Annotated in this window: 13 protein-coding genes and 1 pseudogene; 9 read left to right on the plus strand and 5 right to left on the minus strand. The window is 73.4% G+C overall.

Translation table 11 applies throughout. The features are described 5' to 3' along the window. Positions 1–459 (plus strand): annotated as a pseudogene (locus tag ACWEN6_RS19195) (potassium-transporting ATPase subunit B); the annotation flags it as partial. Further along, positions 460–1,335, plus strand: a complete 876-nt coding sequence (locus tag ACWEN6_RS19200) for a potassium-transporting ATPase subunit C (RefSeq protein WP_452571439.1) — start codon at positions 460–462, stop codon at positions 1,333–1,335. It abuts the pseudogene before it with no gap. A 112-nt stretch (positions 1,336–1,447) separates the two neighbouring features. On the opposite strand, the gene ACWEN6_RS19205 is transcribed toward ACWEN6_RS19200, so the two are convergent. The 3 genes from ACWEN6_RS19205 to ACWEN6_RS19215 form a co-directional block, all read right to left on the minus strand. Continuing rightward, complete coding sequence (locus ACWEN6_RS19205; RefSeq protein WP_452571441.1) at positions 1,448–1,828, minus strand: MerR family transcriptional regulator; 381 nt, start codon at positions 1,826–1,828, stop codon at positions 1,448–1,450. A 16-nt stretch (positions 1,829–1,844) separates the two neighbouring features. Continuing rightward, positions 1,845–2,864: an MDR family NADP-dependent oxidoreductase gene (locus ACWEN6_RS19210; RefSeq protein ID WP_452571442.1), complete on the minus strand. Its 1,020-nt coding sequence runs from the start codon at positions 2,862–2,864 to the stop codon at positions 1,845–1,847. A gap of 229 nt (positions 2,865–3,093) precedes the next feature. After that, positions 3,094–3,738, minus strand: coding sequence for a TetR/AcrR family transcriptional regulator (locus tag ACWEN6_RS19215; RefSeq protein WP_452571444.1), 645 nt, complete (start codon positions 3,736–3,738; stop codon positions 3,094–3,096). A gap of 207 nt (positions 3,739–3,945) precedes the next feature. Here ACWEN6_RS19215 and ACWEN6_RS19220 point away from each other — a divergent pair, with 207 nt between their 5' ends. After that, positions 3,946–5,064, plus strand: coding sequence for a substrate-binding domain-containing protein (locus tag ACWEN6_RS19220; protein WP_452571446.1), 1,119 nt, complete (start codon positions 3,946–3,948; stop codon positions 5,062–5,064). On the opposite strand, the gene ACWEN6_RS19225 is transcribed toward ACWEN6_RS19220, so the two are convergent. Continuing rightward, a complete protein-coding gene (locus ACWEN6_RS19225; protein ID WP_452571448.1) occupies positions 5,015–6,988 on the minus strand; it encodes a DUF2264 domain-containing protein in 1,974 nt (657 codons plus the stop codon). The two genes, ACWEN6_RS19220 and ACWEN6_RS19225, sit on opposite strands and share 50 nt — an antisense overlap. Positions 6,989–7,136: 148 nt before the next feature. Here ACWEN6_RS19225 and ACWEN6_RS19230 point away from each other — a divergent pair, with 148 nt between their 5' ends. The 6 genes from ACWEN6_RS19230 to ACWEN6_RS19255 all read left to right on the plus strand — a co-directional run bounded on the left by ACWEN6_RS19230 (position 7,137) and on the right by ACWEN6_RS19255 (position 12,935). Continuing rightward, positions 7,137–8,153 (plus strand): hydroxyacid dehydrogenase, encoded by a 1,017-nt coding sequence (locus ACWEN6_RS19230; RefSeq protein ID WP_452571450.1) that lies wholly within the window; start codon positions 7,137–7,139, stop codon positions 8,151–8,153. 38 nt (positions 8,154–8,191) lie between these two features. Next, a complete protein-coding gene (locus ACWEN6_RS19235) occupies positions 8,192–9,496 on the plus strand; it encodes an ABC transporter substrate-binding protein (protein ID WP_452571452.1) in 1,305 nt (434 codons plus the stop codon). Positions 9,497–9,575: 79 nt separating this feature from the next. Beyond that, positions 9,576–10,517: a carbohydrate ABC transporter permease gene (locus tag ACWEN6_RS19240; protein ID WP_452571454.1), complete on the plus strand. Its 942-nt coding sequence runs from the start codon at positions 9,576–9,578 to the stop codon at positions 10,515–10,517. After that, positions 10,514–11,440 carry a carbohydrate ABC transporter permease gene (locus ACWEN6_RS19245; RefSeq protein WP_452571456.1) on the plus strand — a complete coding sequence of 309 codons (927 nt, stop codon included), beginning with the start codon at positions 10,514–10,516 and terminating at the stop codon, positions 11,438–11,440. The genes ACWEN6_RS19240 and ACWEN6_RS19245 overlap by 4 nt, the downstream gene beginning before the upstream one ends. A gap of 5 nt (positions 11,441–11,445) precedes the next feature. Then, positions 11,446–12,138 (plus strand): hypothetical protein, encoded by a 693-nt coding sequence (locus ACWEN6_RS19250; protein ID WP_452571458.1) that lies wholly within the window; start codon positions 11,446–11,448, stop codon positions 12,136–12,138. Continuing rightward, entirely contained in the window at positions 12,135–12,935 is an 801-nt protein-coding gene (locus ACWEN6_RS19255) for a sugar phosphate isomerase/epimerase family protein (RefSeq protein WP_452571460.1), read from the plus strand. The genes ACWEN6_RS19250 and ACWEN6_RS19255 overlap by 4 nt, the downstream gene beginning before the upstream one ends. Here ACWEN6_RS19255 and ACWEN6_RS19260 read toward each other — a convergent pair. After that, positions 12,899–13,054, minus strand: coding sequence for a hypothetical protein (locus tag ACWEN6_RS19260; protein WP_452571462.1), 156 nt, complete (start codon positions 13,052–13,054; stop codon positions 12,899–12,901). The genes ACWEN6_RS19255 and ACWEN6_RS19260 overlap by 37 nt on opposite strands. Positions 13,055–13,463 lie beyond the last annotated feature (409 nt).

Below are 13,463 nucleotides of genomic sequence, written 5' to 3' on the forward strand. Positions count from 1 at the left end.
GGCGTCGCCATGAACACCGGCACCACCGCCGCCAAAGAAGCCGGCAACATGATCGACCTCGACTCCAACCCCACCAAACTCATCGAAATCGTCGAGATCGGCAAACAACTCCTCATCACCCGCGGCGCCCTGACCACCTTCTCCATCGCCAACGACATCGCCAAATACTTCGCCATCATCCCCGCCATGTTCACCGCCGTTCACCCCGGCCTGGACACCCTCAACATCATGCGCCTGGCCACCCCCCAATCCGCCATCCTGTCCGCCGTCATCTTCAACGCCCTCGTCATCATCGCCCTCATCCCCCTGGCACTACGCGGAGTCCGCTACCGCCCCTCCAGCGCCTCCGAACTGCTGTCCCGCAACCTCTACATCTACGGCCTGGGCGGCATCATCGTCCCGTTCATCGGCATCAAACTCATCGACCTGCTCATTCGGTTGCTTCCGGGGATGTCATAGATGCGCCATCTGCCAAGCTGGATCAACCGGCACCTGGCCGCCCTGCGCGCCCTGCTGGTGCTCACCGTGATCACCGGAGTGATCTACCCGCTGGTGGCGACCGGAGTCGCCCAGGCCGTCTTCCACGACGGCGCCAACGGCTCGATCGTCCACGACAAGGCCGGCAAGGACGTCGGCAGCGCCCTGCTGGGACAGAGCTTCACCGACGCCGACGGCGCCCCGGTGCGCAAGTACTTCCAGTCCCGCCCTTCGGCGGCCGGTGACGGATACGACCCGACGTCCACGGCCGCGAGCAACCTCGGCCCTGAGGACGTCCTGGACGTCCTGCCGGTGCCGGGCGCCAAGGACGACGAGGGCGCCCCCGACACCGGGAAGCAGAGCCTGCTCACCCAGGTATGCGCCCGCAGCAAGGCCGTCGGCGAGCTCGAAGGGGTCAGCGGCGCCCGCCCGTACTGCACCCCCGACGGCGTCGGCGCCGTCCTGAAGGTCTTCCCCGCCACCGGCGCCCCCACCCGCGCCGTCAGCGTCAACCAAGCCTGCCCCGCCACCCCCTTCATCACCACCTACCAGGGCGTGAAGGTCGAATGCGGCAAGCCCGGCGACGACCACGCCGCCGGCCGCACCGTCACCGTCCGCGGCACCGCGACCGCCCTCGTCCCCCCCGACGCCGTCACCGCGAGCGGCTCCGGGCTGGACCCCGACATCAGCCCGGCCTACGCCGAGCTGCAGGCACCTCGTGTCGCCAGGGAACGCGGACTCGGGCTCGACAAGGTCAAGGCCCTCATCGAGCGGAACACCACGGGACGGGGCCTCGGCTTCATGGGCGAGCCCGCGGTGAACGTCCTCTCGCTCAACCTGGCCCTCGACCGCCTCTAGGCGCGACCCGATGAACCCTCCCCGCGGGCGGCCGCGCATCCGCCTCGGCGCCCCCGGTGCCGGCAAGACCTGCGCGATGCTCCGCCAGGGACGGACCGGGCGTCCGCGGGGCTCAGGGGGTCTTCGCGGCCCGCACCCCGGCCCGCGAGGCGAGCTGATCGCGCAGTTGTGTCAGGCGGGAGATCTCCGCGTCGAGGACGGCGAGCCGGCGCTCGACCACACCGCTCGAAGCGGTGCATCCAGGGGCGCCGCGCGCCGGGAGCCTGCCGCCTTCGAGCAGGTGCAGGCGGTCGGCGCAGCGGCTCACGTCCTCGATGGTCAGCCCAAGCGAGAGCAGCTCACGGATGACGCGCACCCGGTCCACGTCGCGCTGCCCGTACTCCCGCTGCCCCGTCACCGTGCGACGGGGCGGGGGCAGCAGCCCGCGCTGCTCGTACAGGCGCAGTGCCCGCGGGGTGGTCCCCGCCGCGGCCGCCGCGTCGCCAATGCGCATCGGTCCTCCCAGAGGTCTACAACTCCACGATGACGGTCCCGAAATGCCGTCCACGCATCGTGTCGTACAACGCCCGGGGTGCGTTCTCGATGCCCGTCACCCGGACGTGCGGGAAGGTGATCGCTCCGGAACGCAGCCAGCCGCCGAAAAGCCCGGCCCACTGCGACCGCGTCCGTTCGTCGGCGCCCTGGAAGGCGCGGATGGACAGGCGCCGGAGGATGAGCCGGTAGGTGTCGAGCTCGACCGGCGCCGTCCCGCCGGTCCCCTCCGGAGCCATCTGCCCGGACAGCGCTCCGACCAGCACGAACCGGGCACCGGGCCGGGCCGCCGCCACCGCCGCCTGGAGCTGCTCGCCGCCGACGTTGTCCAGCAGGACGTCGATGCCGTCGGGGGCGGCCTTCGCCAGTTGCTCGCCGATCGGCTCCCCGCCGCGGACCACGGCCGCGTCGTACCCGAGCTCGGAGACCAGCCGGCCGGCCTTCTCCGCCGAGCCAGTGCTGCCGATCACCGTGCCCGCGCCGAGCAGGCGGGCGATCTGGCCGGCGAGCGACCCGACCGCGCCGGCGGCGCCGGTGACCAACACCGTGTCGCCGGGCCTGACCTCGGCGTCCCGGGTCAACGCGGTGTAGGCCAGGCCGCCCTGGCTCAGGTGCGCCGCGGGGTCGGGCAGCGCGTCGCCCAGCGGCGTGAACCCGCCCTCGGGCACGACCGCGTACTCGCGCCAGCCCAGCCAGTGCGAGACCAGGTCGCCCGGGCGCACCCCGCTGTCCGCGGGCGCCGACACGACTTCGCCGACCGCCGCGCCGAACAGCGTGTCGCCGGGACGCAGCGGCGGGTAGGGCGCGTCCCGCACGCTCCCGCCGATCAGGGTGCGGAGGGCGGCGAAGACGTGGAAGAACCGGTTGCGGACCAGCACCTGGCCTTCGCCCGGCGCCGGAACCGGCACCTCGGCGACCACGAAGTGATCCGGCTCGGGCAGGCCGCCGGTCGCGACGGCGAGCCGGACTTCTCTGGACACCTGCGGCAGATGCGGCATGGGACGCTCCTCAAGGTCGACGGTCGTCAAGGCGTCGAGACCCTAACCCCTGACCCGCAGGTCAAGGGCAACCCCGAAGAGACGCCCGTCGGCGTGGACGCACCGCCGGCCCCGCGTCCCGCCGGGAGCCGGGACGCGGGCCGTGGATCACCGCGGCGAGCCGGTCGGCGCGGGGCGGCGCAGGCCGTTCACCGCGGCGAGCCGGTCGGCGCCGGGTGGCGCAGGCCGTTCAGCAGGGCGAGCCGGTCGGCGCGGGGCGGCGCAGGCCGTTCAGCACGTCGGCGAGGCCGGTCTCCAGGTAGGACAGGTCGTCGGTGGCCTGCAACATGGTGGCGCCGCCGCAGACCGCGGTGAGGATCGTCGTCGCCGCGCGGCCGGCGTCGACGGAGGGCGCGATCTCGCCGGAGTCCTTCAGCGCCTGGACCCCGGCCGCGAGATGGGCGTGCCATCTGCCGTACATGCCGGTGACGATGGTGCGGGTCGCGGGGTTGGAGAGGCCGAGTTGCGCCGTGAGCGCCGAAAGCGGGCAGTGCCGCCGTTGCGCGTCGTACTTCTCGACCACCCGCGTGCGCCACGCCTCCCACTTCTCCCACGTGGTGAGGTCGCCGAGCATGGGCTGCTGGTCGGCGAGCACCTGCTCGGCCTCGTAGGCGGCCACGGCCAGCAGCAGATCGGCCTTGCCGTCGGGGAAGTAGTGGAACAGCTGGCTCTTGCTCGTCGCGGTGACGGCGCGGATGTCGTCCAGCCCGACGTTGGCCGGCCCGCGCTCACGGACCAGTTCGACGGCGCCGTGGATGATGCGCGCCCGGGTGGCGGTCCCCTTCGCCGTCAGCGCTCGCTCGGCGCGCTGGACGGCGGGAGATCCTCGTGACATGCGCCAATGGTAAAGGATGCCCCATCTGCTGCCTCGGACCCGGACGAAGCGGGGCCTGTCCAGGGGAAGCCCGGAGTTATCCCCAGTGTCCACAGGTTCGTACACAGGTTCGAACGCGCCCAGCCGTGCGTGTCGCCGCAGCCGCGGGGACCGGTCAGCTTCGATCAACAACGATCGGTACCATGGCTGTCTCTGGGGAGGGGAGCCATGACAGAGTCCGCCGGGGGGCCCTCGCCCGCCCCGCTGCCGTACGAGCGCCGCGCCCAGGTGGTCGACCTGCTGCGCCGGCGCGGCGTGGTGCGCGCCGACGAGCTGGCCGCCGAGCTGGACGTCTCGGTCATCACCATCCGTCGGGACATCGCCCTGCTGGCCTCCCAGGGGGTCATCCGCCGGGTCCGCGGCGGGGCCGTCATGGAAGGCGCGGACGAGCGGGACGCACCGGTTGCCCCGCAGCCCGCGACCGTGGCCGGGCGGCGGCTCACGGTCGGCGTGGTGGTGCCGTCGCTTACCTACTACTACCCCGACGTGATCCGCGGCGTGCGCGAGGCCGCCGCGGCGGCCTCCGCGCGGGTCGTGCTGCGGGGCGCCACCTACCAGGCCGACGACGAGCGGCGTCAGCTCGCGTGGCTGGTGGAGTCGATGGAGGTGGACGGCCTGCTGGTCGCGCCGACCACCACCGGCGAGGAGGGCGAGGCGCTGGTCCGCTGGCTGCAGTCCGCCGAGGTGCCGGTGGTGCTGCTCGAGCGCGCCGCCACGGTCGGGCCGCTCCGCGAGGCGATGGAGTCGGTGGTCAGCGACCACGCGCTCGGCGCCGCCATGGCCGTGCGGCACCTGGCCACGCTCGGCCACCGGCGGGTCGGGCTGCTCACCCCCGCGCAGAGCCCGACGACCGCGCACGTGCGGCGGGGGTGGCGCCAGGCGTGCGAGGAGCTCGGCCTGGACCTGACGGACGTGCCGGACGTGAACGCGGCCGGGGACGCCGGGCGGGCCGCCGTGCTGGACGAGGTGCTCGACGCCTGCCTCGCCTCGGGGACGACGGCCATGCTGGTCCACTCCGACCCCGAGACGATGTCCCTGGTGGAACGCTGCCAGCTGCGCGGCGTCCGGGTGCCCGGCGACCTCAGCCTGGTCGCCTACGACGACGAGGTCGCCGAGCTGTGCGATCCGCCGCTGACGGCGGTGCGCCCGCCGAAGGCGGCCGTCGGCCGGGCGGCGTTCGAGCTGCTCGCGGCCCGCCTGGCCGGCGGCGACGCCGAGCGCCCCGCCCACCGCGTCGTCATCGCGCCCCGCCTGATGGTGCGCTCCTCCTCGTCGGCTCCGCGCTGACCTCACCCGCCGCGAGGTCCACGACGTCCCGGACGCCGTCGGGCCAGCTCAGCCGCACCGATGCCGGGCCGTCCCACGACAGGTCGGGCGTCCCGGCGGGCTCGCCCCGGCCGAGGTAGACCAGGGCCTGGTACCACCGGCCGGGCCGTGCGGCCGCGGGCGTGGCGCACCAGGGCACGAGCGTCCACGGGGCCAGCGGCGAGGAGTCCTCGGCGCCGACCACCCCGGAGGCCTCCAGCCCCGGGCCGCCGAGCACGCGCGAGCACAACCGGCTCCGGCCGGCGGCCTCGTCGGGCCCGTCCGCGGGCAGGGGCCAGCCGCCGACGCGCAGCGGGCCGTCCCACGGCGTCCCCTCGGCGGGCGACAGCCGTACCAGCCGGGCCTCCCATGGACCGCGCACGACCGAGACCACCTCGATCCACGGCCCGAGGCGCACCGGTCCCGGGCGTCCGTGCCCGTGGTCCGGGCCGCCGGTCTCGGGGGTGACCCAGTGGGCCCGCCAGCGCGAGGCGCCGACCGGCGTCCCGGAGGGCAGGCGGCGGGCGGGCAGGGCCTGGAACCCCGTGCGGTGGCTGGGCGTCCCGTCCGCGTCGAGCAGCACCACCGACTGGTCCAGCGGGCGGGCCGCGTGCTCCCCGGCCAGGACGGGCGCGGTGGCCGTCGAGTACCCGAGGCGCGCGTACAGCGGCGAGTCGGTCAGGTGCGAGCCGGGGAAGGAGTGGTCGGCGCCGTGGTTGACCACCCGCACGACGCCGTCGGCCCGGGTGCCGCCGACCAGCCATCCGGGGGCGCGGAGCACCCGGTGGAAGTCGCCGGACTCCACCGGCAGCGGCTCCTCGACCGCCGTCCACACCGGGTGGCCGGCCGGCAGGGCGAGCCCGAACAGCCCCTTGGAGGCCCAGTACGGGGAGCCGGGCCCGGAGTAGGACTGGGCGATCGGCCGCCACGGACCGTGCCAGCCGAGGCTCAGCACGCCGTCGCCGTCGGGCGCGCCGTGGTCGGCGAAGTGGCGGGCGACGCCGGAGGCCGCGCGGCGCAGCAGGCCGGGCGAGGGCCGCCCGAGCCCGGCCCGCGCGCCTACCCAGAACTGCGCGGCCACGGCGAACCGGTAGGTGAGGCTGCGTCCCTGGATCAGCGGCGAGCCGTCGGCGCCCACCAGGTGCAGCGCGTCGTCCAGGTAGCGTTCCAGCCGCCGCAGGTACACCGGCCGCCGGGAGTCCGCGCGCTCGTCGCCCGCGGCCATCTCGGTCCACAGCAACGGGTAGAACTGCAGCGCCCACCCGGCGTAGTGGTCGTAGGAGCGCTCGGCGCCGTCGGCGTACCAGCCGTCCTCGCGGGCGAAGCCGTCGGAGAGCGCGAGCCCGGCGTCGATGTCCTCCCGCGAGCACGGCCCGCCGACCGAGGCGAGGAACTGCTCGACGACGATCTGGAACCAGACCCAGTTGATCGGCGGGTAGTCCGCGCCGATCGCGGGGGCGAGGTAGTCGACGATCTGCTCCCGCACGACCGGGCTGAGGCGGTCCCACAACCACGGCCGGGTCAGGTGGAGCACCATGGCGATGGACGCGGCCTCCACCTTGGCCTGGCCGTGCTCCTCCAGCCGCACCCAGCGGTCGGGCGAGCGGGGGTCGGTGCCCGCGGCGAGACCTTCGGCGTACCACTCCATCAGTCCCAGCGGGTCGCGGCCGTCCTCGCCGGCCACCCGGAACCCGGCGGCCAAGAAGGTGCGGGCGAAGCCCTCCAGCGCGTCGACGTCGGCCCCGTAGCCGCCCGGCGGTCCGGGGAAGCCGATGCGGGCATGCGAGGGCGAGGCGTACCGCCGGGCCGACAGCAGCAGGTGGTCGGCGAGGGCCGCCCAGTGGTTCCTGGTCCATCCGGTGTAGGGGGACAGCTCCCGATCGTCGAACTCCCGCCAGGCATTCATGGACGCCTCCTCGGCACCTCGTACGCATATCGATCAGAAGTGATCAGAAGTTGTGATTTCCTGTGCATAACACACCGTTGACATGATTGTCATGACCGGACATGATCGGCGCACTGGTAAGCGCTTCCCAGACGAAGGGAACCCGCGCGTGACCGACCGACGACGCCCGCAGGCCCTGCTGGTCATGGACCCCGCCCACTACCGGGTGCAGTTCCACGAGCCACAGCTCCGGCGGCTGCGCGAGCTGGTCGAACTCGGCGAGCCCGTCCTGACCGACGACCTGGACGCCGCCCGCGCGCGGCGCCGGCTGCGCGAGGTGGAGGTGCTGGTGACCTCATGGGGCTGCCCCCCGCTGACGGCCGAGCGCCTCGCCGACGCGCCCCGGCTGCGGGCGGTCTTCCACTGCGCCGGCACCGTCCGCTCGTTCGTCACCGACGAGGTCTGGCGCCGCGGCATCCTGGTGACCAACGCCGCCGACGAGAACGCGATCCCGGTGGCCGAGTTCACCCTCGCCGCCGTCATCTTCGCCGGCAAGAAGGCGCCCTTCCTCGCCCAGGACGCCCGCCGGCACCGCGACGACTGGTCCTACGCCGCCCGCCGCGGCGAGCTGTCCAACCGCGGCCGCACCGTCGGCGTCGTCGGCTTCTCCCGCGTGGGGCGCCGCGTCGTGGAACGGCTGCGCGACCTGGAGCTCGACGTGCTGGTCGCCGACCCCTACGCCTCCCCCGCCGAGGTGCGGGCGGCCGGCGCCCGCCCGGTGGAGCTGCCGGAGCTGCTGCGCCGCTGCGACGTGCTCACGCTGCACGTCCCCGCACTGCCCTCCACCCGCCACCTCATCGGAGCGGAGGAGCTGGCGCGGCTGCGCGACGGCGTGACCGTCATCAACACCGCCCGCGGCGCCGTCCTGGACACCGCCGCCCTGGAACGCGAGTGCGCGGCCGGCCGGCTGGACGCGATCCTCGACGTCACCGACCCCGAGCCGCTGCCGGCCGGCTCGGTGCTGTACGACCTGCCCAACGTCATGATCACCCCACACGTCGCCGGATCGCTCGGAGCGGAGACCCGGCGGATGAGCGAGAGCGCGCTCGACGAGCTCGACCGCTACCTGACCGGCCGGCCGCCCCGGGCCGCCGTCACCCCCGCCGCGTTCGCGACAGGCGCCTAGAGCCCCGCACCGGCTCGACCGAGAGGAGACCCGGATCGATGAGCACAGCCACCACCTCAGCAAGGCCCGGCGGCGCGCGGCGACGTCTCGCGGGATGGCTGGCCGCCGTGGCCGCGCTCGCCCTCCCCCTTGCCGCCTGCGGCTCCGGCGGCGGTCAGGAGAGCGGCGACGGCAAGGTCACGCTCACCGTCGCCGGATGGAGCCTCGCCAAGAACACCGAGTTCGGCGCGCTCTTCGACGCCTTCCAGAAGGCCGATCCCGGCATCACGATCAAGCCGCTGGACATCCCCGCCGACGACTATTCCGAGAAGGTCACCACCATGCTCGCCGGCGGCGACCGGACCGACGTGATGGCGATGAAGACGCTCACCGACTACGCGCGCCACGCGAGCCGCGGCCAGCTCCTGGAGGTCACCGACCTGGCCAAGGCCCCCGACGGCGCCAAGCTCGCGGGCCTGCCCGCCTACGACCTCCAGGGCAAGTACTACGCGCTGCCGTTCCGCCACGACTTCTGGCTGCTCTACTACAACAAGAAGTACTTCAAGGAAGCCGGCCTGCCGCAGCCCGAGGCCCTCACCTGGGACCAGTACGCCTCGCTCGCGCGGCGGCTCACCAAGGGCGACGGCGCCAAGAAGGTCTACGGCGCCTACCACCACACCTGGCGGTCGGTCGTCCAGGCCATCGCGGCGGCCCAGACCGGCGGCGACCAGCTCGGCGGCGACTACGGCTTCTTCGCCGACCAGTACAAGATGGCCCTGGCGCTGCAGAAGGAGGGCGTGGTGCTCGACTTCGGCACCGCCACCTCCCAGCACTCCGACTACCGCACCATGTTCGAGACCGGGGCGGCGGCGATGATGCCGATGGGCACCTGGTACGCCGCGGGCGTCATCCAGGCGAAGAAGAAGGGCGCCACCGACGTCGACTGGGGCCTGGCCCCCCTGCCGCAACGCCCCGGCGCCACCGGCGTGACCACCTTCGGCGCGCCGACCGCCTTCGCCGTCAACAGCAGGTCCGAGCACGCCGACGCGGCCAGGAAGTTCGTCGCGTTCGCCGCGAGCCGGGCGGGCGCGCAGGCCATCGTCAAGGTCGGCGTCGTGCCGGCGCTGCAGGCCCCGGAGATCACCGACGCCTACTTCTCCCTCGACGGCATGCCGTCCGACGCGCTGTCGAAGAAGGCGTTCGCGCCGGACAAGGTCGTGCTGGAGATGCCGGTCAGCGACAAGAGCTCCGACGTCGACACCATCCTCAACGAGGAGCACCAGCTCATCATGGTCGGCGAGAAGTCCGTCGACGACGGCGTGCGCGCGATGAACGACCGGGTGAAGACCGAAGTCCTGAACTGACCCGGTGACGGCCCGCCCGCGGCCGGGCTCCGATCACCCTCCGCCCGATGTGCCCCCCGGAAACGCACGAAGGACCGCAATGATCCACGCAACGACGCGGCCCGCGCCCGTGGCGCCGCACGACCCGCCAGGGCCGGCGGCCGCCCGGCGACGGCCCTGGCGGGGCACGGTGGTGGGGTGGAGCTTCATCCTGCCGAACTTCGTCGGCTTCGCCGTGTTCACGCTGGTGCCGATGCTGGCGGCGTTCGCGCTCGCCTTCATGGACTGGGACTCCTACGGCACGCCCGAGTGGGTGGGGCTGTCGAACTTCCGGCGGCTGCTCGGCGACCAGACCGTGCGGGTGGCCCTGCTGAACACCCTTTACTACGCCGCCGGCCACATCCCGCTGACGCTGGTGGCGGCGCTGGCGATGGCGCTGGCGCTGAACAGCAAGGTCCGCGGGGCGCGGTTCTTCCGCACCGTGGCGTTCCTGCCCTACATCACCTCGCTGGTCGCCGTCGCGGTCGTGTGGAACATGCTGTTCAACCCGGACGCGGGCCCGGTCAACCAGCTCCTCCAGGCGCTGGGCGTGGCGGAGCCGCCCCGGTGGGTGGCCAGCACCACGTGGGCGATGCCCGCCGTGATCGCCACCAGCGTGTGGCGGGACATGGGCTACTACATGGTGCTCTATCTGGCGGGGCTGCAGACGATCCCGGTGGAGTACCACGAGGCCGCCAAGGTCGACGGGGCGAACGCCTGGCACCGCTTCTGGAGCATCACCCTGCCGTGCCTGCGGCCCACGACGTTCTTCGTCCTGGTCATGCTGACGATCCAGAGCTTCAAGGTGCTGGACCTGATCGTGGTGATGACCAAGGGCGGGCCGGGACGCAGCACGCTGGTGCTGTCGCAGCTGGTGTACCGGGAGGGGATCGTCGAGGGCCACTTCGGGTACTCCTCGGCCATCGCGCTCGTGCTCTTCGCGATCGTGCTCACCGTGACCGTGGTCCAGTTCCGGTTCAACGAGCGGAGGCGAGTGCGATGACCCTGCCGGACGGCCTCCCCACGGCGACGGCCGCGCCCGATCGGCCCGGGGCGGACGACGGCGCCGCGCGGCGACGGGCGCGCACGGCCGGCGACGGCGCGCGGCCCGGCCCGCTGCGCACGGCGCTGGCGTACGCCGCCCTCGCCGCCGTGGCGCTGCTGGTGCTCGTCCCGTTCGGGTTGATGGTGTCGGCGTCGCTGAAGCGCGACAACGAGGTGTTCACCATCCCGCTCGAGTGGATCCCCCGCGAACCGCGCTGGTCGAACTTCGCCGAGATCTGGGACCGCGTCCCGATGCTGACCTACCTCGGCAACTCGGTGCTGCTGTCGGCCGCCATCACCGTCCTGCAGGTGCTGACCGGCAGCTTCGCCGCCTACGGCTTCGCCAAGGTGCGCTTCCCCGGCCGCGACGCGCTCTTCCTGGCCTACATCGCGACCATCGCCGTGCCGTGGCAGGCCTACATGGTGCCGCAGTACATCATGATGCGGCGGGCCGAGCTGACCGACACCTACTGGTCGGTCATCCTGCTCCAGGCGTTCGGCGCGTTCGGCGTCTTCCTGATGCGGCAGTACTACACCTCGATCCCCGACGAGCTGTGCGAGGCCGCGCGCATCGACGGGCTGAGTGAGTACGGCATCTACCGGCGCGTCATGCTGCCGCTGTCCAAGCCCGCGCTCGCCAGCCTGGCCCTGCTCACCTTCGTCACCACCTGGAACGACTACATGGGGCCGTTCATCTACCTGACCAGCAACGAGCTGTGGACCGTGCAGCTCGGTCTGCGCTCGTTCGTCGGCCAGTACGAGTCGGAGTACGCGATGATCATGACGGGCGCGGTGCTGTCGGTGCTGCCCATCCTGGTGCTCTTCCTGTTCGGGCAGCGCTACTTCATCCGCGGCATCGCCACGAGCGGGCTGAAGGGGTGAGCGCGATGCGCAGGCTGCTGCGGCCGGCCCGGCAGGCCACCTACGACACGGTGTTCGCCGGCGTGTACACCGCCCTGATGACCAACCTCCTGCTGGCCGTCGCCTGCGCGCCGCTGGTCCTCGCGCTGGCGCTGGTACGCGACCCGTTCGCGTCCTGGCCGTTGTTCGCCGTGCTGTCGCCGGTGTGCGCGCCGGCGCTGGCCGGGGCGTTCGGCTGCTTCGCCGGGATCGGCGAGGGGTCCGCGCGGGTGGCCGGCACGTTCTGGCGCACCTACCGCCGGGCGGCGCCCAAGGCGCTGGCCGCCTGGACGGCCGGGCTCGCCGCCGTCGGCGTGCTGGCCGTGGACGTCGCCGCGGTCGCGGGCACGCCGTGGGGCCCGGCGCTCGTGCCGTTCTTCGTGACCGCGGCCGTCCTGGTCATGGCGGCCGTCGTCGCCGTGCTGGTGCTGGCGGCCGAGCCGCCGCCCGGCAGGTTCGCACGGCCGCGCGACGCCGTCCTGCCGTGCCTGTACCTGGTCGCGCGGCGCTGGTACCTCGCCGCCGCCTCGGTCGCCGTGCTCGCCCTGGCTGCGGCCGTCGTGCTGGCCAGGCCGGTCGCCGGCGGCCTGGTGCTGTTCTCGCCCCTGCTGTACGCCGGGTGGGCCACCACGCGCTTCGTCGTCGCCCCCCTGCTGCCCGCCGGGCGGGTGGCGGCATGAGGGGCGGCGGGCGGCCGCTCACGGCGGGGGTGTGCAGCGTCACCTACCGGGCGCTGTCCGCCGACCGCGTCATCGCACTGGCCGCGCAGGCCGGGCTCGCCCAGATCGAATGGGGCCAGGACGCCCACATCCCGCTCGGCGACGAGGCGGAGGCGGCCCGGGTGGCCGAGGCCACCCGGGCCGCCGGCCTGGAGGTGCCGTCCCTCGGGTCGTACTACCGCGCGGGCGCCATCGACGACCCGCAGGAGGACCGGCGGGTGTGGCGGCGGGTGCTGGCCGCGGCCCGCGCCCTCGGCGCTCCGCGCGTGCGGGTGTGGGCCGGTGACCGGGCCTCGGCGGACGCCGGCCCGGCCGGACGCCGCAGGACGCTGGACGCGCTGAAGCGGTGCGTCGACAGCGCCGGTGACCTCACCGTCGCCACCGAGTACCACTCGGGCACGCTCACCGACGACGCCGGCTCGGCCAGGGCCATGCTGGACGAGGTCCCGGGGCTGCGCACGTACTGGCAGCCGCCCAACGGGATGCCCGACGAGCGGGCGCTGGACGGGCTGCGCGCCGTGCTCGACCGCGTAGACGCGGTGCACGTGTTCAGCTGGTGGCCGACGCCGCGGGAGCGGTGGCCGCTGGACCACCGGGCGGCGCTGTGGCGGGAGGTCGCGCGCCTGCTCGCCTCGACGGGCCGGCCGATGTCCGCCCTGCTGGAGTTCGTGCCCGGCGACGACCCGGGGATGCTCGCCGGGGAGGCGAGGAGCCTGCGCCGCTACCTGTCCGGCGCCGGGGCCGGCCGGCCGCGGTGACGGGCGGCGGCCAGGAGGTAGGCGTCGCGCAGGCCGTCCACGAGCGTCCGGGAGCCGTAGGCGGCGGCCGCCGCGGAGGCGAGCCCGGCCCAGGTGGCGCGCACCTCGGGGACGCACACCCGCGCCCGGTCGTTCCCTGGACTTCGCCAGGCGGGCCGTCCCTCGATCGGCCGTTGACGCGCTGGACCCGTGTCGGGCGCCCGATTTCCGCGCGTCTCTGAAACTTTCGGAAGGCGGTGCCGTCCTTCGTCCGTCGTCCCAGCGCACTCCGGTGAGCATCAGAGGTGTCATCAGCGACGTTCCGATGCCTATACTTCTGCGGCGAATAACGGTTTGGCAGCTCTGCCTCCCGACCGTTGATCTCGATGTCCACCGCCCCTTACTGTCCACGTAGCCGACACGTTTCGGAAACGGACTCGAAACTTTTCGGAAAGGTTCGTATGAGCCGTTCGCGCTGCCGGTCTCCGGACTCGTGCCGTCCGGGGTGATGCGTGGCATCACGCCGGAGCCGTAGGAGGCCATGGCCGT

Source organism: Sphaerisporangium sp. NPDC004334, assembly GCF_053602655.1.

Coding starts and splice junctions, on each gene's coding strand:
- ACWEN6_RS19215 (WP_452571444.1), bottom strand. CDS start 3,738: ATGTCACGAGGATCTCCCGCCGTCCAGCGCGCCGAGCGAGCGCTGACG.
- ACWEN6_RS19220 (WP_452571446.1), top strand. CDS start 3,946: ATGACAGAGTCCGCCGGGGGGCCCTCGCCCGCCCCGCTGCCGTACGAG.
- ACWEN6_RS19205 (WP_452571441.1), bottom strand. CDS start 1,828: ATGCGCATTGGCGACGCGGCGGCCGCGGCGGGGACCACCCCGCGGGCA.
- ACWEN6_RS19225 (WP_452571448.1), bottom strand. CDS start 6,988: ATGAATGCCTGGCGGGAGTTCGACGATCGGGAGCTGTCCCCCTACACC.
- ACWEN6_RS19245 (WP_452571456.1), top strand. CDS start 10,514: ATGACCCTGCCGGACGGCCTCCCCACGGCGACGGCCGCGCCCGATCGG.
- ACWEN6_RS19250 (WP_452571458.1), top strand. CDS start 11,446: ATGCGCAGGCTGCTGCGGCCGGCCCGGCAGGCCACCTACGACACGGTG.
- ACWEN6_RS19235 (WP_452571452.1), top strand. CDS start 8,192: ATGAGCACAGCCACCACCTCAGCAAGGCCCGGCGGCGCGCGGCGACGT.
- ACWEN6_RS19200 (WP_452571439.1), top strand. CDS start 460: ATGCGCCATCTGCCAAGCTGGATCAACCGGCACCTGGCCGCCCTGCGC.
- ACWEN6_RS19210 (WP_452571442.1), bottom strand. CDS start 2,864: ATGCCGCATCTGCCGCAGGTGTCCAGAGAAGTCCGGCTCGCCGTCGCG.
- ACWEN6_RS19255 (WP_452571460.1), top strand. CDS start 12,135: ATGAGGGGCGGCGGGCGGCCGCTCACGGCGGGGGTGTGCAGCGTCACC.
- ACWEN6_RS19240 (WP_452571454.1), top strand. CDS start 9,576: ATGATCCACGCAACGACGCGGCCCGCGCCCGTGGCGCCGCACGACCCG.